Here is a 21,992-nt window from a genome sequence, read left to right on the forward strand (position 1 = left end):
GATCTCCTCACCACGCGCAGCCCACGCCGTCGCGTAAGTGGAATGCGTGTGCACCACCCCGCCGACCTCGGGCATGTTCCGGTACACATACGCGTGCGCGGCCGTGTCCGACGACGGCGACCGGTCCGCACCCGGAGTCTCCGGAATGACACTGCCATCCAGATCACAAAGAATCATGTTCTCCGGCGCCAGATCCGCATAATCCACCCCGGACGGCTTGATCACAAACAAGTCCGCGCCCGGCACCCGACCCGACACGTTACCGCCGGTCCACACCACCAAGCCATTGGCCGTCAGCTCACCGTGCAGCCGAGCGATATCCGCCCGCACACGCGCGATCGCGACCTCGACCTCGGGTTCATAGGAACTCATTTAGCATTCCACCTTCGTTGTGTTGCGCTTTGAGACAACTATCACGCGGTTGTATGTTAGCGCACTATCAGCGCTTAATGTTAGCGCACTATCACGACGGTTTCTGGTTTCCAGCGGGCAGTCGATGGGGCACGCTACCTGATGAACAAGTGAATTTCGACCGACATCCGTCACTGGGCGAAGCACCAGAGATACCTCCTGATAGTGCGCTCCCGCACTCCATGAGGGTATTCTTGACCGATGTCGACTTCTCCCGTGAGCCCGGTGGGCGAGAGCCAGCGCCCGGCGAACCGCAGTGTGCGCATGATCGACGTGGCCAGGCTCGCCGGAGTGTCCCAACAAACCGTGTCGCGGGTCGTGAACGGCCACAGCAATGTGGGGCCCGAGGTGCGGGAACGGGTCGAACGGGCGATCACCCAGCTGCGGTACAACCGGAATTCGGCTGCGCGCGCGTTGGCGACCAATCGTTCGATGAACCTCGGGGTGCTCAGCTATTCCCTGCCGGTGCACGGCTCGACAATGGTGCTCTTCGGCGTCGCAGAGGAGGCGCGCCGCAACGGCTACGCCACCAGCCTCGTGAGCATCTCCGATGTCGATTCGAATGACGTCCGGGCGGCCGTGGACACCCTGCTCGGTGACTCCGTGGACGGGATTGTCGTGCTGGCACCGATGTCCGCCGCGGCCCCGGTACTCAACGGGTTGGACCTGGACGTGCCCATCGTCCGCTTCGAACAGGGCGCGCCGGCCAGCTCTCACGCCGTGACCATGGACGACGGGCTCGGGGCGCGACTGGCCACCCGGCATCTGCTCGACCTCGGGCATGACACCGTGTGGCACGTGGCCGGACCGCGGGGCTGGATGGCGTCGGACGCTCGCCGCGCCGGCTGGCTGGCCGAGCTGGCCGTCGCCCACCGCCCGGTGAACCCCGAGTTCTCCACGGCAGACTGGACCGTTGAATCCGGCTACCGCGCCGGACTGTTGATCGCCGAGAACCCGGCCATCACGGCGGTGCTCGCCGCGAATGACTCCATGGCCCTGGGCATCATGAAGGCCCTGACCGAACGTGGCCTGTCGGTGCCTGGCGACGTGAGCGTCGTGGGCTTCGACGACATGAGCGAGGCCAGGTATTTCCAGCCCGGACTCACCACGATCCGGCTCGACTTCGACGAGGTCGGCCGCCTCGCGGTCGACCGTCTGCTGCAGCTGATGGGTGGCGAGGCCGCGGAGACGATTCCCGCGATCGCCCCGGAGCTGATCGTGCGCGACAGCACCACGGCACCCCGCACCCGCGGCTGACGCCGAGTCCTGCAGGGGCCCGCAGTGTCGATCCCCACGAGCGACGCCATCAGACCGTATCGAGCTCACCCAACGCGGACTGAAGGGTGAGATCGACCCCGTGAGCCAGCATCCTTCGATAGGTCTCGTCGCCGCTGCTGGCCACTGAGCGGATGATGTCCCGTTGCGTCTGCACGCGTTGACGGATGAGCTCGAGCACATCGTCTGTCGTTCCGCCCCACCCGTAGACCCGGAGAATCGACTCCAAACGAGCCCGGCGCTCGCCGAATGCGGTGAATCCTTCGTCAACAACGAGGTGACGTTCGTGGAGCGGCACCCAGGAGAAGACGACCCAGGCGAGGTCTTCGGCGCTCGTGGTCGGGCCGGCCATGTCCCAGTCCACGAAACCCACGAGCCCGTGTGCATTCCAGACCGCGTTGTAGGGCGCCGCATCGTTGTGGCCGATGATCAAGCCGGGTTTCCACGTCCGGCCCTCGCGCCACCGCGACCCTGCGGGCGGGACGAAGTCGGCGACGGCGGAGTGATACCGCCTGAGCCAGTCGCCCACATCCAGGAGCGCTCCGTCGCTGTGGGTCCAGCGCGGCCACGGGCGGAGGTTGCCGACGGTCGAACCGTCGAGATAGCTGAGCACGTCGCGGCCCTGCGCGTCAGAGCCGAGCGGGCGCGGCGCTCCGACGAAACCGGTGGATGCCAGATGCTGCAGAAGGGCGTTCACGGCCGGTGTCCACGGGCCGGGAATTCGACGAATCGTGCCGTCGACCAGATGGGCACCGCCGTCAAATCCGCCAGCCAGTTTTCCGTTCACGCGGTAAGCCTCCCACGACGATGCCCCTGCCCGGAATTGCTTTTGTCCCGAGGCGCTGCGATGTTTGCCACAGGGGGATACACATGAGACTTCGTGAACTGGTGGGTCGAGGGGCCGCGCTGCCGCTCGTCGGCGCACTCGCCGTCGGCGTTCTGCTGGCCGGCTGCTCGGGGAATGCCGACGACGACCAGTTACCCGCGATGCCGTTCGACACCGTCGCCATGCCGGTCGACAGGGCGCCAACGGCCACGCCCGGACAGCACCTCGGGGTCGGCGAGATCGCCCTGCTTCCGCAGTCCAACTACAAGGGCGTGCCGGGGGACGCGATCGAGACAACCGTGTTGGGTGTCGTCGAGGGAGAACCCTCCTATTGGGACGTTTTCGACAACGGTGCGGGGTTCGCGGGGGAAACCCCGTTCTTCGCCGTGATTCAGTACCGCTGGGTCACCGGCAGCGTGACCGCCTACACGACCCCGCTCCTGCGTCCGGTGCTCGACGACGGCACCGAAGGCGGCATCGTGGAGCGCGAATACATGGGCTCCCTGACGGCGAACACGATCTGCCCGTTCGAGCTCGAGCGGTTCGACCTCGACGAGGACCGGGGACCCGACGAGTACCTCGCCTGTGTGCTGTACACGGCACCCAAAGGTTCCACAGTGGTCGGGTTGGGCTGGCACAACCTGGGTGGCATGGCATTCTCGGCGCCTGATCCCGCCGTAAATCCGTTCTACCCCGCACCCGTGGTCTGGGACGTCATGCCGGTCGCGGTATCCGCGGGCGATTAGACCGACCTCGGTACGCTGACGCCCCTGGCGTTACCCCGTGAGCCAAGTCCAGCGCCGCTGAGAGTTCGCTGACTGTGCCCTCGAGGGATATCGCCGCGCCGGGCGCGCGGGGTTTACTTGACCGATGGCTCAGACCGTCGCAGACCAGATCATCGCCCAACTCGTGGACGCCGGGGTGCGCCGTATCTACGGCATCGTCGGGGACAGCCTCAACCCCGTCGTCGACGCCGTGCGTCGAACCGGCGGAGCCGCCAAGGGCGGCATCGACTGGGTGCACGTGCGCAATGAGGAGGCCGCGGCCTTCGCGGCCGGCGCCGAGGCCCAGCTCACCGGGCGCCTCGCCGTGTGCGCCGGCAGCTGCGGTCCGGGAAACCTGCACCTGATCAACGGACTCTACGACGCACACCGCAGCGGAGCGCCGGTGCTGGCCATCGCCAGCCACATCCCGACCGGTCAGATCGGAAGCGGCTTCTTCCAGGAAACCCACCCGGACCGGCTCTTCACCGAGTGCTCGCACTACCGGGAACTGGTCTCCTCCGCCGAGCAGTCGCCCAAGGTGGTCAACGCGGCCATGCGGCACGCGGTCGCCCTGGGTGGGGTATCGGTGGTCACCCTGCCCGGTGACGTCGCCGAACTCGATGCCGAGGGCGCCGTGCCCCGCTTCGTGTTGCCGGGGCGACCGACCGTGGTGCCCGCAGCGGATGACGTGCGTGCCCTGGCCGACGCGATCAACCGGGCCAAGACCGTCGCGATCTTCGCCGGGGCCGGTGTCGCGGGTGCCCACGACGCGGTGATCGCCTTCGCCGACCTCGTCGCCGCGCCCGTCGGGCACAGCCTGCGGGGCAAGGAATGGATCCAGTACGACAACCCGTTCGACGTGGGCATGACCGGGCTGCTCGGCTACGGGGCCGCGCACGCCGGCATCCACGACGCCGACCTGGTGCTGCTTCTGGGCACCGACTTCCCCTATGAGCAGTTCCTGCCCGACGGCGACACGGTGGTCATCGCCCAGGTCGACACCGACCCGTCCCACCTGGGCCGTCGGGTCAGCGTCACCCATCCGGTACACGGCGACGTGGCGGCCACGCTCGCGGCCCTCACCGAGCTGGTGACGAAGAAGACCGACCGGGCTTTCCTCGAACGCACCCTCAAGAAGCACGGGAAACTGCTCAGCTCGGTCGTCGGCACCTACACGGATGTCGACCACGGCCGCCCGATCCACCCGGAGTTCGCGGCGGCCATGCTCGATGAGCTCGTCGCCGACGACGCCATCGTCACCGCCGACACCGGCATGGGCAACGTCTGGCAGGCCCGGTACCTCACCCCCAACGGGCGTCGCCGGCTGATCGGCTCGTACCTGCACGGGTCGATGGCCAACGCGGTGCCGCAGGCGATCGGCGCCCAGAGCGCCTACCCCGACCGCCAAGTGGTCACCATCAGCGGCGACGGTGGACTGGCGATGTTGCTCGGCGAGCTCATCACCATCGCCGCGCAGCAGCTGCCGGTGAAGGTCGTGGTGTTCAACAACTCCACTCTGGGCCTGGTGAAACTGGAGATGTTCGTCGACGGGTACCCCGACTTCGGTGTCGACGTGCCCGCCGTCGACTACGCTGCCGTGGCCACCGCGCTCGGCTTCCATGCCGTGCGGGTGGAGGACCCCGCGGCGCTGCGGTCCGCGCTCACGGCCGCCTTCGCCCACGAGGGGCCCGCCCTGGTCGACATCGTCACCGACCCGCTGGCGCTGTCCCTGCCGCCGAACGTGACCGCCAAGCAGGTGAAGGGCTTCGCGCTGGCCCTGTCGAAGACCGTGCTCAACGGTGGGGTGGGTGAGGCGGTGCAGATGGCGCGGTCCAACATCCGGCACCTACCCGGGCTCTGACGCCCGCCTAACTCCGCGGGCTCACCCGAAACGGGTGACGCCGCGGCGGGCTGCGGGGGAGGACACTGTGCCTGACGCGAACCGATGCGGAAGGGACCCCATGTGGCGACGCCGATCCAGGAACCGACCCCAGAGGGACGAGGCGCACCCCCCAGGCGTGGCCAGCGACGAGCCGGTGATCGTCGGTCCGCCGGTCTCGTCGCACCGCAGCACGTCGATCCTCGTCGGTCTGGGCGGTGCCACGGTGGCGGTCTTCGGCCTGGCCGCCCTAGCCGGGATCGCGGCGCCGATCCTCCTGGCGCTGGTGCTCACCATCTGCGCCCACCCGGTGCGCCGGAGCCTGGAACGGCGCGGCGTGCCGCGGGGTCTGGCCACGGGATCCGTTGTCGCGACGGTGTTCATCGTGCTGGCGGCCTTCGTGGCGGCGCTGGGCCTGGCCCTGGGCCAATTCGCCACCCTGCTGCCCCAGTTCTCCAGCCAGATCAGCGACATCGCCACCACCATCACCGACTGGCTCGCGAGCCTCGGATTCGGCTCGGCGCAGGTGCAGGCCGTCGAGGACAGCCTTGACCCGAGCAATCTGGCTTCGGTCGTCTCCGGACTCTTCGGCAGCATCACCAACATCACGGTCGCCCTCGTGATCGTGTTGACCATGCTGATCCTGATGGCGGCGGACGCCGGCTACCTGCCCACCCTGCTCACCCAACTGCGGCCGACCCGACCCACACTGGTGGAGGCCCTGACGAACTTCGCCTCCAGCGTGCGCCGCTACATGGTGGCCACCACCCTCCTCGGCATCGTCCAAGGTGTCTTGAACGCCGTGGCGCTCGTGCTGCTCGGGGTGCCGGGCGCGTTCCTCTGGGGGCTGCTGTCATTCCTGTGCAGCTTCATCCCCAATGTGGGCTACTTCATCGCCATCATCCCGCCCACGGTGTTCGCGTTCCTCACCGGCGGCTGGGAGCTCGCGCTGCCCGTGATCGTGATCTACGCGATCGTCAACGGGGTGGTGCAGTCGATCGTGCAGCCCCGGGTGGTCGGCAACGCCGTCGCCCTCAGCCAATCCCTCACCTTCGCCTCGGTGCTGTTCTGGGCGATCGTGCTCGGTGCCATCGGCGCGATCCTGGCGATTCCGCTCACCTTGCTGATCCGAACGATCCTGGTGGATGCCGACCCCGCGGCCGCCTGGTGGCGCCCCCTGATCGGCGACCTCGATGAAACCCGCACCCTGATGAAGGTCGAGGATGCCCGCCAGCGCGCCCTGCGCAAGGCCGGCCGGGCGGCCAAGTCCAGCCAGGGCAAGCCGACCAAGGGTGTGCCAGGCCCCGCCTAGCTGCCGGTCAGGGGCTTTTCTCAGGACCCGCTGGCAGAGTCGGTGCTCCGTTCTGTTGCCAGGAGGTTCCCATGCCCGCTGATCCCACTGTCTCCTCCCCGGCCGGCTCCGCCGCGGCCACCGCACCCCGCTCGCACTACGACGTGCTGGTGATCGGCGCCGGCCCCGCCGGCACGGCCGCTGCCCTCCGCGCGGCCGAGCTGGGGGCCGGGGTCGTGGTCGTCGAGGCCGATCGCACCGGGGGCACCTGTGTGAACACCGGCTGCGTGCCCACCCGGGCGCTCGCGAAGGCGGCCAGGCTGATGCGCGAGGTGCGCACCGCCGAGACCTACGGCATCGAGGCCGTCATCCAGCGATTCGACTGGCGCACCACGGCCGCCAGAGTCACCGAATCCGTCGACAGAGTACGGTCGATCAAACGCGAGGCCGAGCGGTTCAGCGCCGCCGGCATCGACCTCGTCCTCGAGGGACGGGCCCGGTTCGTCGACCCGCACACCGTGGAGCTCGACAGCGGCCGCCGCATCAGCGCCGATAACATCCTGATCTGCGTGGGCGGTCACTCACGCCGGCTGCCGATCCCCGGCGCCGACCTGGCGACGGTGCCCGAACACGTACTCACCCTGCCCGCCCTGCCCGAACGCCTCGCGGTGATCGGCGGCGGCAACACCGGCGCCCAGCTGGTGACCATTTTCAGTTCGTTCGGCTCGAGGGTGACGCTGCTCGATGTGGCACCGCGGATCCTGATGGCCTCGGACGCCGCCGTCTCCGCCGGGGTGACCACGGCGTTCCGCGAGCAGGGCACTCGGGTGGAGACCGGCATCGAGACCGTCGAGTCGCTGGTGAAGCAGCCGGATGGCTCGATCCTCCTGACCTGGCGTGCGGCCGGTGAACCGGTGTCAGGGCAGTTCGATGCCGTGATCATGGCGACCGGCTGGCCGGCGGATGTCGACGACCTGGGCCTCGCTAACGCGGGCGTGGCCACGGAGCGGTCCGCGATTCCCGTCGACCAGTACTTCCGCAGCGAGGTGTCGCACATCTTCGCCGTCGGCGACGCGAACGGCCGCGACATGCTCGTGCAGGCCGCCCAGTTCGAGGGTGAGGCCGCGGCCGAGAACGCGGTGCTGGGCACCAACCGTCGCACCCCGCACCACCTGCTGCCCGCGGGCGGGTTCACCGATCCCGACTATGCCGGGGTGGGGCTCACCGAGGAGCAGGCACGTGCCCGTGACCCGCTCTGCGTGGTGGCCACGGTGCCGTATGCGAGCCTGGACCGAGCGGTGATCGACGACAGGGAACGCGGGTTCCTGATGCTGATCTCCGACCGGCGCCGGGAGCTGATCCTCGGTGCACACGCCGTGGGCGAGAACGCCATCGAGGTGGTGCAGTCGGTGACCACGGCCATCGCCGCCGGCGTGGATGTGGCGACCCTCGCCCACGTGCGGTTCGCCTACCCCACCTACAGCGCCATCATCGGCCTCGCCGCCCGCACCCTCCTGGCTGAGGCTCCGCCCGCCCAGCGCCCCTGAGGCATGCCCCTAGGCCCAACCGTTGCCCATGCGGACAGGTGCGCCCGGTACGCCGGGCACAGTCGTCCGCACGGGCAACAGTTGCGGTGGTCGAGGGGTGCCGCCTACTTGGCCAGGAAAGCCAGCAGAACCTCGTTGACCTCGGCCGCGTGGGTCCACAGCATCCCGTGCGGGGCGCCGTCGATCTCGACGTACTCGGCCGCAGGCAGGGCCTTCGCGAAGAGCCGGCCGGTGGAGTCGATCGGCAGGATGTTGTCACTCGTGCCGTGCACGATCAGAGAGGGCACCGTGATCTTCGCCACGTCGGCACGGAAGTCGGTGATCCAGGTCAGCGGGGCCGCGGCCGCCGCGAACGATCCGGAGCCGGCGGCCACATTCCAGCTGTTCTGCAGGGCCTCGACGCTCAGTCGGCTGCCGAGGTTCTCGGCCGTGTTGTAGAAGTTCGTGTAGAACTCGGTGAAGTACGCGTAGCGGTCGGCCTTGACGGCATCGACGATGCCCTCGAAGAACTCCAGCGGCGCGGCGCCGCCCGGGTTCTCGTCGGTCTTGAGCAGGAACGGCTCGAGGGAGGCGAGGAAGACGGCCTTCGCCACCCGGTCGGACCCGTAGCTGCCCAGGTACCGACCGACCTCGCCGGTGCCCATCGAGAAGCCGACCAGGACGACGTCCCGCAGGTCGAGGGTCTCGAGCACGACGTTGAGGTCGGCGGCGAAGGTGTCGTAGTCGAACCCGACCGTGGGCTGGCTGGACTGGCCGAAGCCGCGGCGGTCGTAGGTGATCACGCGGTAGCCCGCGTCGAGGAGGGCCGCAGACTGCTTCTCCCAGGAGTGCCCGTCGAGCGGGAAGCCGTGGATCAGCACCACCGGCTGGCCGGTTCCGTGATCTTCGTAGTAGAGGTCGATGTTGGTGCTGTTCTCTGTGCCAACCGTGATGAACGACATGTCATGGTCTCCTTCGTCTGTCAGAGAACGTGCGTTCTCCGATCTGTTTGCTAGCCTAGAGAACGAACGTTCTCAATGCAAGTGAGGTTTGTGTGAACACTGTAAGTAGCCCGCGTGAAGTCGCGACCGCCGCCGCCGACCGGTTGTATTACAGCCGGGGCATCCAGGCCGTGTCGATGGACGAACTGCGCGCCGAGACCGGGCTGTCGCTGAAGAAGCTCTATGCCCTCTTCCCGTCGAAGGAGGCGATCGTGCTCGCCGTGCTGCACAGCAGGCACGAGCAGTGGTCCGCCGGCCTGGAACGCGCTGCCGCGACCGCGACGACCCCGCGCGAGCGGGTGCTGTCGATTTACGACTATCTGCTCGAGTGCTTCGTCAGCGACGACTACCGGGGCTGCGGATTCGTGAACGCCTTCGGTGAACTCGGTGCGACGGTGCCGGCCGTGGCCGAGGCCGCCCGGGCCCAGAAGGTCGGTTTCCAGGGCTACGTCGGGAAGCTGGTCGCGGCGGCCGGCGCCCCGGCCGAGCTGGCACCCATGCTGGTGTTGCTGGCCGAGGGCGCTCAGACCACCGCGGCCATCTGTGGCACCCCGGATGCCGCCAGATCGGCCCGCGCCGCCGCCGAGGCCCTGCTCGACGGGGCCCGCGCGGCCTGACCATCGTCGCGACGCGGGCGCGCACGTCCGTGCAGGGTGGGGCGTTCAGTATCTCCGAAGTTGACCCGGGTGCGGGCGTCGGCGCAAACTGATCCCGTGGACACTCAAGAACGTCAGCAGCACGAAGACCAGGCCGTCTCCCAAGTCATCGACAGGCTCGCCGAGAAGTTTCCCGATCGGCCGCGGTCGGTCATCGAAGGCGTCGTCACCGAGGAACGCCACCTGCTCGACGGCAAGCCGATCCGCGACTACGTCCCGGTGCTGATCGAGCACGGGGCCAAGGCGCGCTTGCGCGGACCCGCCCGACCCCGCACCATCGGCTGACCCCGGGTCAGCTCTTCTTCTTTTTCTTGGCCTTGGCCTCCGCGGCCAGCTCGGTGATGCGCGCCGCGTGATCGGGCACCGGGCGCGTGAGCTCGCGCGGTGGCCGCTCGTAGTCCGACGACGGCGGCCGGTGCGGGATGTGCACGGGCGGCGGCTCCATCTGCTCGTAGGGCACCATCGACAGGAAATGGCTGATCATGTTCAGGCGGGCGGCGCGCTTGTCTTCGCTTTCGACCACCCACCAGGGTGCCTCGGCGATGTCGGTGTGCACGAACATCTCGTCCTTGGCCTTCGAATAGTCCACCCACTTGGTGATCGAGAGCACATCGGTGTCCGAGAGCTTCCAGCGCCGCATCGGATCGTTCAGCCGTGACCGGAAGCGCAGTTCCTGCTCCCGATCGGACACCGAGAACCAGTACTTGAGCAGGATGATGCCGTCTTCGACGAGCATCCGTTCGAACAGGGGAGCCTGGTGCAGGAACCGGCGGTATTCGTCTGGCGTGCAGTAGCCCATCACCTTCTCGACGCCCGCACGGTTGTACCAGGACCGGTCCATCAGTACGATCTCGCCCGCGGTGGGCAGATGCTCGATGTAGCGCTGGAAATACCACTGGCCGCGCTGGCGGTCGGTGGGCACCGGCAGCGCCACGATGCGCGCAATGCGCGGATTGAGGTACTCGGTGACCCGCTTGATGGCCGACCCCTTGCCGGCGGCATCACGACCCTCGAAGATCACCACGATCCGGGCGCCGGACTCGCGGACCCACTCCTGCATGGTCACGAGGTCGGACTGCAGCCGACGCAGCTCGCCCTCGTAGAGCTTCTTGTCCATGCGGGGTGTGGCGGATGCATCCTTCTTCGCCATGCGCGGGTCCTCCCTGATTCACGTGCGCTCAGCGTACTCGGTGGCGTGACGGCGCCGTGGCGTTTCGCGGCGCCCGGCCTAGGCTGGGGCCGAAGGGAGCCGGTGGGTTCCCCGCATTCGCTGACGAATGGAGACCCTGATGACCGACGGAACGCCTGCCGAGCCCTGGCAGCTCACGACCGCCCCCGGTACCTCGACGTACTCGATGTACCGCGAGGGCGACGACCTCGTCTGCCAGGTGGGCGCCACGACCCTGAAGTATCAGGCCAGGGCCATCGACGACCTGCACGCCTGGCTGGTCGAGCAGGGCGACTGGGTGCCGCTCGGCGCCAGCGACGAACAGAAGACCGCCCCGGAGGGCAGCGTCGAAGCGTGGGGCCGGTCCCCGGACAATCCGGTCGGCGGCTGGTACGGCCTGCGCAAGGGCTACCGCGGTCGCTTCGGCATGTACCTGCCCCCGCTGCTCGAGCACCTGGGCCTGGCCGAGCTCACCCACGAGAAGCGCAACAATTCGATGCGGGCGCTCTGAGTCCGGCCGCGCTGAGCGCAGGCGCGCTGCATCCGGCTAGGCTGGCCGGGTCGACCGCAAGAAAGGGGCCCCGGATGCGCGCACGCACGTTGATGCCGCCGGCGTCGCCGACCGCCCGCTTGTCGGTGCTACTCGGCCTGAGCCTGGGCTCCGGGTTCGGCCTCGGTGCGCTCTCCCTCGGCGGCCGCGGCTTCGGCGAGCTGCTCGCCCTCGCGGCGCTGTTCACCCTGGCCGCCTCGGCCGTGGCCGTCACCGGCGCGGCCCAGCAGGTGCTCGCGATGCTGGTCATGGTGCTCACCGGCGCCCCCACCCCCGTCGCCCGGCCCTACCCCGAGCTGGCCTCCCAGGTCGGCCAAAGCGTTCCGGATGCGCCAGGCAAGCCTCAGCCGCGCGCCCCGGGCCGCGCCCTCCCGGTCGCCTAGGGAGCTCTCTCGCGCCGCACCCGCCGGGTGCCCCGCCGCCCTGTCGCGACCATACGGTTCCTCGTTTTCCGTATTCCGACCGGGAGTTTCCATGGACATCTATGCCTTCGGCCCCATCGCGGCCGTGCTCGACGCGGCCTACGCCGTTCTGCACAACCTCACCCTGTTCCTCACACCGTTCGCCACCGCGAACGCGGCGGCCCTCGCCGTCATCGTGCTCACCCTCGCCCTGCGCCTGCTGCTCATCCCGGTGGGGGTGTCCCAAGCGCGCGCGCAGCAGGTGCGCCAACGCCTCGCCCCGCGGCTGACCGAGCTGCGGCGGCTGCACGGCACCAACCCGGAGCGGCTGCAACGCGAGACGGCCGCCCTCTACGCCGCCGAGAACGCCTCGCCGCTGGCCGGGTGCCTGCCCCTGCTGGTGCAGGCGCCGATCCTCTCGATCGTCTACGGCCTGTTTGTGTTGGGCACCATCAACGGGCACGACAACGCCCTTCTCGCCGGTGGCCTGTTCGGCAGTCCGCTGGGCACAAGCATCCTCACCGGTTGGGGTGCCGGACCCACCCCCACGGTGCTTCTGGTCGGCGGCGTGCTGCTCGGCGTGCTGCTGGTGGCCCAGCTGCTCAGCCGACGGCTGATGCTGGCCCAGGGAGCCGTATCCGCCGCCGCGCCCGCCCCTGGCGCGGCGTCGCCGGCCGCCCCGGGTGCGCTCTCGCCCGCCGCCCAGGCGACCATGACCGGTGTGCTCAGCTGGCTGCCGCTGATCAGCGTGGTCTTCGCTGCCTTCGTGCCGCTGGCCGCGGCGATCTACCTCACGGTGAGCGCGCTCTGGGGCGTAACCGAGCGAGCGCTGCTGTGGCGGATGCTGCGTCCGGCGCGCTAGTCCGCCGGACCAGCCCGCCGCGGTAGGGACAGTGGCGCGCCGTCGACTTGCCGCAAAACGCCCCATGCGCGCGCCCGAGGGGGCACTTTCCGGCAAGTCGAGCGCGGGTTATTCATCCACATGCCGCAAGATCCCGCTAAGCACGGTCGGATGGGGCATCTTGCGGCAACTCGGCGTGTCCGGGCGCGAAAAAGCGGCAGGCGCTCCCAGTGCCGGGGGCGCCTGCCGCAGTCGAGGGCAGTGCGGGTCAGGCGACGCTGTTGGCGTGCGCCTTGGTGCCGGAGACGCTGACGCCGGTCTGGCTCTTCGAGCACAGCACGACGAGGATCACGGCGATGCCGACGACGATGTGCGGCAGCCAGGCGTTCGGCGCCTCGTCAGCGAAGCCGAACAGGAACGGCGACGCGATCAGGACGATCGATGCCAGCACGTCGAAGACGAGGTGGATCGGCATGCCGATGACCTTGATCAGGCCCAGCTCGTAGCGGGTGAACAGGCTGTAGAGGATCAGGCCGACGCCGAGGACGCGGGGGACGATGACCGCGGCGCCGCCGACCTCTTCGAACATGAAGATGGTGGGGGCGAGGATCAGGGCGATCGCAACGACGTAGTCGAGGACCGCGTGGACCTTGGTGGGAATGAATCGCATGGGGGAGCTCCTGAAGTGTGAACCGCAAGGCCCGTTGCCTCACGACACTGATTCGCCGCCGTCGGCCGGATGGTTTGGTCGCCCCACCGAACCCGGTCGGCGGAGCAGCCTCAGCAGCGTTGGTATACGTACCCCGGTGCGCCGGTCACGACGAGATCGCGGTCGCGCAGGATCATCGACCGCGGCCGGTCAGGGACCGCGCAGACCGTGGCGAAGTCAACGCGCAGGTCGTCGGTGTATTCGATGGCCAGCACCCGATCGCCGTAGGCCGCCCGGTAGAGCCCGCACTCCTGCCAACGGTCGCATTCCTCGGCGACGGCGAAGTCGAACAGCTCGGCGAGGGGCTCCGCCAGGTCGGCGGCGTTCTTCTGGCCGATCGCCAGGCCCTCGTCGTGCGCGGCGGCGACCAGGATGCGTGCGAACGCGACATTGTCCTCGGCGGTGAGCAGACCGGCCGACCGGGTGTACGAGTCGAGGTTGTCGATCTCCACGGCGTCGAAGCCGGACGTCGCACAGTTCGTCAGTAGGGGGAGCAGCAGCGCGGCGAGTGCGGTGCGCTTCCCGGCGCTGCCGGTGTCGAATAGAAGCTCGTCCGGCCAATTCTCGTCGCGCACCGGCCCGCCGCCGGCTGTAAGGATCAGCTCGGGCGAATCCTCGAGTATCCGCTGGGAGTCTGCCGGCTGGGTCTGGAAACCGTTCAGGTAACACACCGAGTAAAGGCCGGCCGCGGGCTCATCGGTGCTGTCACGCACGACGATGTCCACTCCGGCTGGTGGGTCGTAGGCGCCGCCGAGCTGATAGTCGAGGCCACCGCCCACCGGCGGCGGCACCGGGCCGGATGCGGGCGACGGGCCGGACGCGCAGCCGGACAGCGCCAGGCCCACCAGCACCCCGACAACACAAACGCGCCGCCGGGCGGCAGCAGACAGGCTGCGCATCCGGCGACGCGTCAAGGTGATGAACTACAGAGGTGGTGAACTAGGCGACTTCGGCGACGCTGGCGTTCAGCACGTCGTCAAGGGTGACGAAGGCCTCTTCTTCGGTGGACTTCTGCGCGAGCGCGAGCTCGGAGACGAGAACCTGGCGGGCCTTGATGAGCATCCGCTTCTCGCCGGCGGAGACGCCGGAGATGCGGTCGCGGCGCCACAGGTCGCGAACGACCTCGCTGACGCGATAGACGCTGCCGCTGCCCATCTTCTCGGTGTTGGCCTTGTAGCGACGCGACCAGTTGCTGGGCTCTTCTTCGACATCGCTGCGGAGCACGTCGAAGACGGCCTCGACACCGGCGGCGTCGATGACGTCGCGCACGCCTACGAGCTCGGCGTTGTCGATGGGCAGGTTGATGGCCAGGTCGCTCTGGTGGACGGTGAGCGTGATGTAACGCTTCTCGACACCCTTGATCGTGCGGGTCTCGACCGCGGTGATGGTTGCCGCGCCGTGGTGGGGATAGACGACGGTCTCGCCGACTTCGAAAATCATCTGATGCAGCCTCATAATTCGTTGAGCGTGGTTGACGTATCACCCGGACGGCGGCGCGGGGCGCCGGCCGTGCTCCGCCGCGGTGCTGCCACAGCCGATTCGACGCACCCAGGGCAACTCACTGGATACAACACGCGACTGAAAATGGCACAGCGGTTCGTTAAGGGTATTCGGAGAGTGTATCATTCCCGCCTCGCTGGCCCTATTCGAGTCCGCGGCCGGGTTTCGGCTACTTGTGGCGGTCCTCGAGCTCGGACACCCGCTGCACGATCCAGGACGAGAGGGTGGCCGTGAGGACACCCAGCACGGCCACGCCGCCGAGCATCAGCGCGGTGGCGATGGTGCGCCCGCGTAGGGTGACCGGAGTGAAATCGCCGTAGCCGACGGTGGTGATGGTCACGGCGGCCCACCAGAAGGAGTCACCGAACGAGGTGATGTTGGCGTCCGGGGTCGCTCGTTCGGCCTCGAGTACGGCGAGGGCGGCGATGTAGGTGACCAGGGTCGCGGCGCCGGCGAGGTAGACCAGCACCCTGGCGCGGAAGGCCGTGCCCGCAGACTGCTGGAAGACGTTGCTGTGCGCGACGACCCGCAGCAGCCGCAGTGGCCGCAGCAGCGGCAGCAACACGAAGAGCAGGTTCACCGGATGGTGCAGCACCCACTGCCAGGGGTGGTCGGCGAGGGCGATCTCCACGAGGTAGCTCACCGGGAACAGCGCCCAGCTGACCAGGATCAGCAGCCGCAGGAGGTCGGCGGTGGCGACATCCACATCGCCGATCACCGTGATCGAATAGGCGACCAGGAAGAGGATGGCTGCGATCGTGAGCGGCCAGTCCACCGCCTGTTGCCAGCGTGTCTGGCGCTGCCCGCCCCACGGGTTGGTACGGATGCCGGTCGCCATCATGCGGGCATCCTGCCACCGGCCGGTGACCCGGCCAATGGCGGCGGGGCCGCGCCGACGGTTCTACGTCGCCCGCGCGGCGATGAGGGCGCGGGTGAGCCGCTCGACCAGCGCGTAGGGCACCGGGCGTTTCAGCGGAAACCGCACGGTGTCCTTCTCGCGCCGACCGGGCAAGGCCGGCGGATGCCCGGGGCCGGATCGGTCGGATGGTGGCAGGATGTGCGCATCAATGACGGGAGTCTCGTGGCACAGGCGCGGCGTGACGATGACCCGTACGAGCGCGCCCTGACCGATCCGGACTTTCTGCGCGCCGTGACCGCGGCCCACCGGGGCCACTGGCCGGTGCTCGACGCGCTCTGGTGGTGCACGCATCCCGCCGAGGCGGCCCCGAGCGGCAGTCCCTCACCCGTCGCCCGGTTGAGCAGCCTGCAACGCCGGTTGTTCGCGGCGGATGGCGACGCGGCCGGCGACGGCGCCGTGGCCGATGCCGTGCGTGAGCTGGAAGAGGAGATCGGGGAAGAACAGGCGAACATCGGCGCGGCGCTCGCTGCAGCGCACGCGGGTCGCGAGCCGCCGGACTCAGAGTCGCCGGCCATCGAGCAGCCGGGCACCGAGTCGTCCGGCACCGAGCAGCCGGCCACCTGGACGCCGTTCGCCCCTCACGTCGTCGTCGGCAGCAGCAGCAGCAGCATCGTCGGCAGCACGCCCCGGTGGGTGCCTCCGCGCCGCCGCCTGCTGCTGCTGGCCGGCCTGGTCGGAGCGTTGCTGCTCGGAGCCCTCGTGGGCAGCCAGGTGACCAGCGCCAGTCGGTCCGGCGCCCCGGAACCCACCCCCACCGCAACCAGCACCCGCACCCCGACCGTGCCGGTGCTGGCGGCCCAGGTCTTCGCCCGGGTCCAGACCGGCCAGGACATCCCGCGGGTGCCGCTGCCGGGGGCCTACGACCCCGCCTCGTTCAGATATCTCGGCTCGGCGGGGTGGCGGGACGTCGATGCCAACGGCGTGACGGATTCGCCCTACTACGCCGCGCGCGGTGCGTCGAACACGATCTGCCTCGTGGCGATGCCCGAGGGCGCCGGCTATCTCACCACCTGTACCCTCGAGGCGGACTTTCCCCGGGGCGGCCTCCGCCCGTCCTGGCAGAGCAACGACGTTCTTCCGGTGGAAGAGAACGGCCGGACGGCGATGGTGATGGACATCACGGTGACTTGGATGCGGGACTCGACGATCGAGACGCGGGGCACGGGCCGGGCGCTGGTCCCCTGAAGCCGGCCGCGGGGTGTGACAGGCTGGGTGCAACAATGATGGGGGTTTCATTGGTTGAGAACGTCTACGACGACCCGTATGACCAGGCGCTGGCTGATCAGCGCTTCCTGGCGGCGGCGACCGCGGCCCATACCGGTCGGTGGAGCCTGCTCGATGCGCTCTGGTGGGAGTGGCACCCTGAAGACCCCGCCCCGAGCGGGAGCCCGTCGCCCATCCACCGGCTGCGGGAGCTGCAACGCCGGGTCTTCGCGGCGGATGGCGACGCTGCCGGCGACCACGCTGTGGCCCAGGTCGTGCGGGAGCTCGAGGCCGAGATCGTGGCCGAACGCTCGGCCGCGACGGACGCGATCACCGCCGCCCACGCTGACCTCAGGCGCCGCACGGCCGACCCGGGGCAGCCCGCCCCGCCAGCCGACGGCCCGCCGCACCTCGACCCATCCGCCGACCCGACCGAGGGCACCGGCGACTCACCCGCACCGGCGACGCCCGCCGAGGTCCCGACCGGGCGCACCGCGCGCCGACGGTTGCTGCCTTCCGCGATCGTGGCCGCGGCCCTGGTCGCGGCAGCCGTGATCGGCGCGGTGTTGGGCAGCCGGCTCACCGAGGCGGCCTCGTCGCCGGCGCCGTCCGCGAGCGCCACCGCCGAGACACCCGGCAACCCGGCGGCGCTGTTCGCGCAGGAGCAGCGTCCGGAGGACATCCCCGCGCAGGCGATGTCCGCCACCTTCGAGCCGGACTCCTTCAGATATCTGGGCTCGGCGGGGTGGGCGGAGGACCCGAACCTGGTGGGGCGGTCACCGTTCTACGCGGTGCGGGCGAGCGGCAGCCTGATCTGCCTCGTTGCGATTCCGGAGGGCAGCGGCTACCTGTCGACCTGCGCCCTCGAGTCCGAATATCCGTCGATCGGGTTGCGCCTGTCCTGGGAGAGCGCTGACTACCTCGCGCAGTTGCCGCCGGACTTCTACGTGGAGGACGAGATGGGCGACATGATCGGTGATGTCACCGTGATCTGGGGCCGCACGGGTGAGGTCACCTCGGAAATGACGCTCCGCTCGCCCACCGGCCCGTAGCCCCGCAGCGGGGTGAGCGCACCGCCGGCCCGTGTGTCAGGCTGTGCCCAGCGATGAGGGGGACCCAGTGGCACAGCACCACGACGACCTGTACGACCTGGCGCTGAACGACCCCGAATTCCTCGAGGCGGTGCGCTCTCACCACGCCGGGAGCTGGGACGTTCTCGACGCGTTGTGGTGGGCGTCGCATCCGCTCGACACGTCGCCGGGCGGCTTGCTCGCGCCGCTGGCCCGAGTGCGTGCTCTGCAGCACCGGGTGTTCGCGGCGGACGCCGACGCCGCGGGCGATCATCGGGTGCACGAGGACCTGCGCAGGCTCGAGGCCGAGATCATTCGGGAGACCGGCGCCATCGATGCGGCCGTGATCGCTGCGCAGACAGGTGTCGGCGCGGCGCTCGCCGGAGCCGACAACCGGGGTGGCCCCGGAGACACCGCCGAACCCGACGCGGTCGGCGAAGCGGATGACTGGCCAGCGGCGGATGCGCCTCGTCCCGCCGCGGCGCGACGGCGGTTGTTGCTCATCGGCGGCCTCATCGCCGCGGTGCTGGTGGGCGTGATCGTCGGCGGACAGTTCTCCGCCGGCACCATGCCGGGCGGCGCGCCCGCGCCGACGCCCTCGCCCACCGCTGCCAGCACCTCACCACCCCTCGCGCTGTCGGCCTTCCAGCGGGAGCAGACGCCGGAGGACCTGCCCGCGATCCCGCTCCCTGAGGTGTTTGACCCGCCGACCCTGCGGCAACTGGGTTCGATGGGCTCGGTCGAGGCGGGATCCGTGCCGCAGCTGGTCTACTACGTCGCCCGCACGACCTCGAACATGGTCTGCCTGATTGTGGTGCCCCAGACCCTGGACTATCTGTCGACGTGCACCCTGGAGCAGGAGTTCCCGGCGACGGGGTTGCGGCTGTACTGGCGGGCGGAGGGGATCTTCTCGTCGCCGGTCGACGGCTCGCTGACGGGCCCGCTGAATACCTACCTCACCTGGCGCCCCGACGGGAGCGTGGAGGTGGGCTCAGAGGCAGCGGCCGGCTGAGGCGGCTACAGCCCCTGCTCCACCATGTCGATCACCCGGGTGATCAGGGTCTGCTTCACAGGGTCCGGCAGGGCCCGCAGCGGCCCGTCGATGAACAGTTCCGCCAGCCCGTGCACGGCAGACCAGGCCAGGAACTCCGCCGCCGGCCGGCGCTCGGCCGGCAGCAGACCCTCGGTCACCAGATCATCGAGCGCGACGGTGAGCAGCTGGAACGGGGTGAGGCCGCGCTCGCCGGCGCGCGCGGAGCTGGTGGCGCTCTCCAGGTCCGACGACGCCGAGAACGCGGTCTGGAACCGGCCGGGCTCCTCGAGGGCGAAACGCAGATACCCGGTGCCCACGGCGCGAAAGCGCAGCCGGGCCGACTCTGTCGCGTCCGTCGCGGGGATGCGCGCCTGATCGGCCTCGATGGCCCCCGCCACCAGCGCCTGGCAGCTCGAGCACACGGCATCCAACAGCGCTTGCCGGTCAGCGAAATGCCGGTACGCCGCGCTGGGGGTGACCCCGACCCGCCGGGTGGCCTCACGCAGCACCACAGCGGACGGCCCGCCCTCGCCGGCCAGGTCGACGCCGGCCTCGATGAGGGCGCGGCGCAGGTCGCCATGCCGGTACGAAGTTCGCGCCGGAGAATTGCCGAGACCCGTTGTCAACGCGCATCCGTTTCGTTACGATAAAAGCTCACATGTGCACAACGTACACATATCAGTGTAGCCATCCGACGGCAGGGGTATGGCATGACAATCATCGAAGCCTTCGGGCTTACCAAGACCTACAAATCCAAGTCCGGACCGGTGCACGCGCTCGCCGGACTCGACCTGACCGTGCCGCGCGGCACCGTCAAGGCAATCCTCGGGCCCAACGGCGCCGGCAAGACCACGGTGGTCAAAATCCTGACCACCCTCATCCGGCCCGACACCGGCACCGCTGTCGTGGACGGCATCAACGTGCTCGAGGACCCGAAGGCGGTGCGCAGCATCATCGGGGTCTCCGGCCAGTACGCGGCCGTCGACGAGAACCTCACCGGCTTCGAGAACCTCGAAATGGTGGGCCGGCTCTACCACCTCGGCGGCGCGGCCTCCCGGCGACGGGCGCAGGAGCTGATCGACCTGTTCGAGCTCACCGCGGCCGGTAACCGGCCGGTGAAGGGCTTCTCCGGCGGCATGCGGCGACGCATCGACCTGGCCGGCGCCCTGGTGTTCAACCCCAAGATCCTCTTCCTCGACGAACCGACCACCGGGCTCGACCCGCGCAGCCGGATCGCGCTGTGGGGCGTGATCAACAAGCTCGTCGACAACGGCACCACGGTGCTGCTCACCACCCAGTACCTCGAGGAGGCCGACCAGCTGGCCGACAGCATCGCGGTCATCGACTATGGCAAGGTCATCGCCGAGGGCACCTCCGACGAGCTCAAGGCGCAGATCGGCGGCCACCGGGTGGTGATCGCCCTGGTCGACGCGGCCGACGCCCCCGCCGCCCGCGAGGTGCTCGCCCGGTACGGAGCGGGTGAACCGCAGGTTTCCAGCGACGGACGCGGCCTCGACGTGGCCGTGACCGACGGCCCGCCGGCGCTGCAACATGTGCTCGCCGACCTGCGTACCGCCGGCATCGAACTGCACGACGCCGGCATGCGCCGGCCCACCCTCGATGACGTGTTCCTCAAACTCACCGGGCACAAGGCCGACATGGCGGCGGGCGAAAACGAAGACGACAAGATGGAGAAGGTGAAATGACCGCCACCGCCACCCGGCCCGCCCCGGCGCCGCCCACCTGGAACCCGCTGTCGCTGTGGTACTCGGACGGCTGGACGACCACCAAGCGCAACCTCATCAAGATCAAGCGCACCCCGGACATGCTGGTGTTCGCCGTCATCCAGCCGATCATGTTCGTGCTGCTGTTCAGCCAGGTGTACGCCGGCGCCATCGCGGTGCAGGGCACCGACTACGTGCAGTTCCTGATGGCCGGCATTTTCGCCCAGACGGTGGTGTTCGGCTCCACCTTCTCCGGGTCGGCCATGGCCCAGGACCTCAAGGACGGCATCATCGACAGGTTCCGCAGCCTGCCGATGAGCTCGTCGGCGGTGCTGGTCGGCCGCACCAACGGTGACCTGGTGCTCAACACCATCTCGATGATCATCATGATGGCCACCGGCTTCCTGGTCGGCTGGCGGGTGAACTCGTCGATGGGGGAGTTCTTCGCCGGGCTCGGGCTATTGCTGCTGTTCAGCTATGCGTTCAGCTGGGTGATGGCGCTGCTGGGCATGAGCGTGCGCTCACCCGAGGTGATCAACAACGCCTCGTTCATCATCCTGTTCCCGATCACCTTCATCTCCAACGCGTTCGTGCCGATCGAGACCCTGCCCGACCCGTTGCGGGTCTTCGCGGAACTCAACCCGGTGTCAGCGCTCGTGCAGGCCGCCCGCGAGCTGTTCGGCAACGAGGGCAGCGCTCCGGTGCCGGATGTCTGGACGCTGCAGAATCCGGTGCTGACCGTGCTCATCGGGGTTGTTGTGCTGCTCGTGGTGTTCGTGCCATTGTGCATCCGTAAGTTCGCCTCGATCAGCTCCCGCTGACCGGGTTCGGAAAATCAACCAGAGGGAGCCGATCATGACAGCATCAGAACTGACCTACCTGCGTGGCTTCAGCGGGTTCGCCGTGCCGGACCTGGAGGCAGCCCGCGGCTTCTACCGGGATGTGCTCGGACTCGACGTCGTGGACAACCCGATGGGCCTGCTGGAAATCACCCTGCCGGGCGGCGCGATGGTGATCGTCTACCCCAAAGAGGACCACGAACCCGCGGTGTTCACCATCCTCAACCTCGCAGTGGCCGACATCGAGCTGTCGGTGGATGCTCTGGTGGAACGTGGTGTGGAAATGCTGCGCTACGACGGTTTCGAGCAGGACGAGCGGGGAATCGTACGTGGCGGCGGGATGCCAACCGGCGGCTGGTTCGCCGACCCGGCCGGCAACGTCATCGCAGTGATGGAAGCCTGATTT

General features: G+C 68.9%; 25 protein-coding genes. 16 read left to right on the plus strand and 9 right to left on the minus strand.

The window, feature by feature from the left end:
* A partial coding sequence (locus tag E3O57_RS00140) for a class II aldolase/adducin family protein (protein WP_174776290.1) occupies nucleotides 1-372 on the minus strand: 372 nt, incomplete at its 3' end.
* 240 nt (nucleotides 373-612) lie between these two features.
* Between E3O57_RS00140 and E3O57_RS00145 the strand changes: the two genes are divergently transcribed.
* Nucleotides 613-1,668 (plus strand): substrate-binding domain-containing protein, encoded by a 1,056-nt coding sequence (locus E3O57_RS00145; RefSeq protein WP_341476128.1) that lies wholly within the window; start codon nucleotides 613-615, stop codon nucleotides 1,666-1,668.
* A 49-nt stretch (nucleotides 1,669-1,717) separates the two neighbouring features.
* On the opposite strand, the gene E3O57_RS00150 is transcribed toward E3O57_RS00145, so the two are convergent.
* Entirely contained in the window at nucleotides 1,718-2,473 is a 756-nt protein-coding gene (locus E3O57_RS00150; RefSeq protein ID WP_103478877.1) for a phosphotransferase, read from the minus strand.
* Between the two features lie 83 nt (nucleotides 2,474-2,556).
* Here E3O57_RS00150 and E3O57_RS00155 point away from each other — a divergent pair, with 83 nt between their 5' ends.
* The 4 genes from E3O57_RS00155 (at nucleotide 2,557) to E3O57_RS00170 (ending at nucleotide 7,993) form a co-directional block, all read left to right on the plus strand.
* Nucleotides 2,557-3,258 (plus strand): hypothetical protein, encoded by a 702-nt coding sequence (locus tag E3O57_RS00155; protein WP_103478878.1) that lies wholly within the window; start codon nucleotides 2,557-2,559, stop codon nucleotides 3,256-3,258.
* 124 nt (nucleotides 3,259-3,382) lie between these two features.
* Nucleotides 3,383-5,137: a pyruvate dehydrogenase gene (locus tag E3O57_RS00160; protein WP_103459111.1), complete on the plus strand. Its 1,755-nt coding sequence runs from the start codon at nucleotides 3,383-3,385 to the stop codon at nucleotides 5,135-5,137.
* 157 nt (nucleotides 5,138-5,294) lie between these two features.
* A complete protein-coding gene (locus E3O57_RS00165; protein WP_241990245.1) occupies nucleotides 5,295-6,467 on the plus strand; it encodes an AI-2E family transporter in 1,173 nt (390 codons plus the stop codon).
* A 71-nt stretch (nucleotides 6,468-6,538) separates the two neighbouring features.
* Nucleotides 6,539-7,993 (plus strand): NAD(P)/FAD-dependent oxidoreductase, encoded by a 1,455-nt coding sequence (locus E3O57_RS00170; protein WP_103459113.1) that lies wholly within the window; start codon nucleotides 6,539-6,541, stop codon nucleotides 7,991-7,993.
* A gap of 104 nt (nucleotides 7,994-8,097) precedes the next feature.
* Here the strand turns inward: E3O57_RS00170 and E3O57_RS00175 are convergent, their stop codons facing one another.
* Entirely contained in the window at nucleotides 8,098-8,934 is an 837-nt protein-coding gene (locus tag E3O57_RS00175; protein ID WP_103459114.1) for an alpha/beta fold hydrolase, read from the minus strand.
* 92 nt (nucleotides 8,935-9,026) lie between these two features.
* Between E3O57_RS00175 and E3O57_RS00180 the strand changes: the two genes are divergently transcribed.
* The gene (locus tag E3O57_RS00180) at nucleotides 9,027-9,590 is read left to right on the plus strand and encodes a TetR/AcrR family transcriptional regulator (protein WP_103459115.1); all 564 of its coding nucleotides are present in this window, start codon (nucleotides 9,027-9,029) and stop codon (nucleotides 9,588-9,590) included.
* Nucleotides 9,591-9,686: 96 nt separating this feature from the next.
* Nucleotides 9,687-9,914: a three-helix bundle dimerization domain-containing protein gene (locus E3O57_RS00185; RefSeq protein ID WP_103478962.1), complete on the plus strand. Its 228-nt coding sequence runs from the start codon at nucleotides 9,687-9,689 to the stop codon at nucleotides 9,912-9,914.
* Nucleotides 9,915-9,921: 7 nt separating this feature from the next.
* Here the strand turns inward: E3O57_RS00185 and ppk2 are convergent, their stop codons facing one another.
* Nucleotides 9,922-10,779, minus strand: a complete 858-nt coding sequence (ppk2, locus tag E3O57_RS00190) for a polyphosphate kinase 2 (RefSeq protein WP_240632267.1) — start codon at nucleotides 10,777-10,779, stop codon at nucleotides 9,922-9,924.
* Between the two features lie 139 nt (nucleotides 10,780-10,918).
* Here ppk2 and E3O57_RS00195 point away from each other — a divergent pair, with 139 nt between their 5' ends.
* From E3O57_RS00195 to E3O57_RS00205, 3 genes are all read left to right on the plus strand, one after another.
* Nucleotides 10,919-11,308 carry a DUF6855 family protein gene (locus E3O57_RS00195; RefSeq protein ID WP_103478963.1) on the plus strand — a complete coding sequence of 130 codons (390 nt, stop codon included), beginning with the start codon at nucleotides 10,919-10,921 and terminating at the stop codon, nucleotides 11,306-11,308.
* 74 nt (nucleotides 11,309-11,382) lie between these two features.
* Complete coding sequence (locus E3O57_RS00200) at nucleotides 11,383-11,730, plus strand: DUF6412 domain-containing protein (protein ID WP_103478879.1); 348 nt, start codon at nucleotides 11,383-11,385, stop codon at nucleotides 11,728-11,730.
* A 91-nt stretch (nucleotides 11,731-11,821) separates the two neighbouring features.
* A complete protein-coding gene (locus tag E3O57_RS00205) occupies nucleotides 11,822-12,610 on the plus strand; it encodes a membrane protein insertase YidC (protein WP_103459117.1) in 789 nt (262 codons plus the stop codon).
* Nucleotides 12,611-12,857: 247 nt separating this feature from the next.
* On the opposite strand, the gene E3O57_RS00210 is transcribed toward E3O57_RS00205, so the two are convergent.
* The 4 genes from E3O57_RS00210 to E3O57_RS00225 form a co-directional block, all read right to left on the minus strand.
* Nucleotides 12,858-13,259, minus strand: coding sequence for an SPW repeat protein (locus E3O57_RS00210; RefSeq protein ID WP_103478880.1), 402 nt, complete (start codon nucleotides 13,257-13,259; stop codon nucleotides 12,858-12,860).
* A 110-nt stretch (nucleotides 13,260-13,369) separates the two neighbouring features.
* Nucleotides 13,370-14,197, minus strand: coding sequence for an endo alpha-1,4 polygalactosaminidase (locus tag E3O57_RS00215; protein ID WP_103478881.1), 828 nt, complete (start codon nucleotides 14,195-14,197; stop codon nucleotides 13,370-13,372).
* A gap of 40 nt (nucleotides 14,198-14,237) precedes the next feature.
* Complete coding sequence (locus E3O57_RS00220) at nucleotides 14,238-14,738, minus strand: CarD family transcriptional regulator (RefSeq protein WP_066597804.1); 501 nt, start codon at nucleotides 14,736-14,738, stop codon at nucleotides 14,238-14,240.
* Nucleotides 14,739-14,967: 229 nt separating this feature from the next.
* Entirely contained in the window at nucleotides 14,968-15,639 is a 672-nt protein-coding gene (locus tag E3O57_RS00225) for a potassium channel family protein (protein ID WP_088457253.1), read from the minus strand.
* A 180-nt stretch (nucleotides 15,640-15,819) separates the two neighbouring features.
* Between E3O57_RS00225 and E3O57_RS00230 the strand changes: the two genes are divergently transcribed.
* The 3 genes from E3O57_RS00230 (at nucleotide 15,820) to E3O57_RS00240 (ending at nucleotide 19,002) form a co-directional block, all read left to right on the plus strand.
* Nucleotides 15,820-16,902: a hypothetical protein gene (locus E3O57_RS00230; RefSeq protein WP_133159728.1), complete on the plus strand. Its 1,083-nt coding sequence runs from the start codon at nucleotides 15,820-15,822 to the stop codon at nucleotides 16,900-16,902.
* Nucleotides 16,903-16,952: 50 nt separating this feature from the next.
* A complete protein-coding gene (locus E3O57_RS00235) occupies nucleotides 16,953-17,972 on the plus strand; it encodes a hypothetical protein (protein ID WP_103478883.1) in 1,020 nt (339 codons plus the stop codon).
* A 67-nt stretch (nucleotides 17,973-18,039) separates the two neighbouring features.
* On the plus strand, nucleotides 18,040-19,002 hold the full coding sequence (locus E3O57_RS00240) for a hypothetical protein (RefSeq protein ID WP_103478884.1): 963 nt from the start codon (nucleotides 18,040-18,042) through the stop codon (nucleotides 19,000-19,002).
* 5 nt (nucleotides 19,003-19,007) lie between these two features.
* Here the strand turns inward: E3O57_RS00240 and E3O57_RS00245 are convergent, their stop codons facing one another.
* Entirely contained in the window at nucleotides 19,008-19,649 is a 642-nt protein-coding gene (locus E3O57_RS00245; protein ID WP_088457249.1) for a TetR/AcrR family transcriptional regulator, read from the minus strand.
* Between the two features lie 84 nt (nucleotides 19,650-19,733).
* Between E3O57_RS00245 and E3O57_RS00250 the strand changes: the two genes are divergently transcribed.
* Genes E3O57_RS00250 through E3O57_RS00260 form a run of 3 tightly spaced genes read left to right on the plus strand, consistent with a single transcriptional unit; the run spans nucleotide 19,734 to nucleotide 21,989 of the window.
* A complete protein-coding gene (locus tag E3O57_RS00250; RefSeq protein WP_103459122.1) occupies nucleotides 19,734-20,729 on the plus strand; it encodes an ATP-binding cassette domain-containing protein in 996 nt (331 codons plus the stop codon).
* Nucleotides 20,726-21,568 (plus strand): ABC transporter permease, encoded by an 843-nt coding sequence (locus E3O57_RS00255; RefSeq protein ID WP_088457247.1) that lies wholly within the window; start codon nucleotides 20,726-20,728, stop codon nucleotides 21,566-21,568. Before E3O57_RS00250 ends, E3O57_RS00255 begins: the two co-directional genes overlap by 4 nt.
* A gap of 34 nt (nucleotides 21,569-21,602) precedes the next feature.
* Nucleotides 21,603-21,989 (plus strand): VOC family protein, encoded by a 387-nt coding sequence (locus tag E3O57_RS00260; RefSeq protein WP_103478885.1) that lies wholly within the window; start codon nucleotides 21,603-21,605, stop codon nucleotides 21,987-21,989.
* The last annotated feature ends 3 nt before the right edge of the window (nucleotides 21,990-21,992 follow it).

Source organism: Cryobacterium sp. TMN-39-2 (assembly GCF_004402745.1).
In the GTDB taxonomy this organism is placed as follows: Bacteria; Actinomycetota; Actinomycetes; order Actinomycetales; family Microbacteriaceae; genus Cryobacterium; species Cryobacterium zongtaii.